Raw genomic sequence first — 235 nt, forward strand, 5'->3', positions numbered from 1 at the left:
GTCTTGCCGTTCTGCTTCGAGTACGTCACCGCGTTGTCTGTCAGGTTGCTCCAGCCGTCCCAACCATCGAGGTCCTTGGTCATGTCGTAGAGCCAGTTGTTGGCACCGAAGGACCCCACTGTGATGTCGCGGGCCTCCACCACATCGATGCCCTTGCCGGACTGGAGCATCTGCTGGATCTTCTGGTCCGCCTGATCGGTGGGAGGCGAAATAAGCTCCACCTTGATGTCGGGGT

1 pseudogene is annotated in these 235 nt (G+C 59.6%); it reads right to left on the bottom strand.

The features are described from left to right. Positions 1-235 (bottom strand): annotated as a pseudogene (locus tag ACR9ZK_RS23550) (sugar ABC transporter substrate-binding protein); the annotation flags it as partial.

This window comes from Monashia sp. HAY1-5C, from assembly GCF_056755255.1.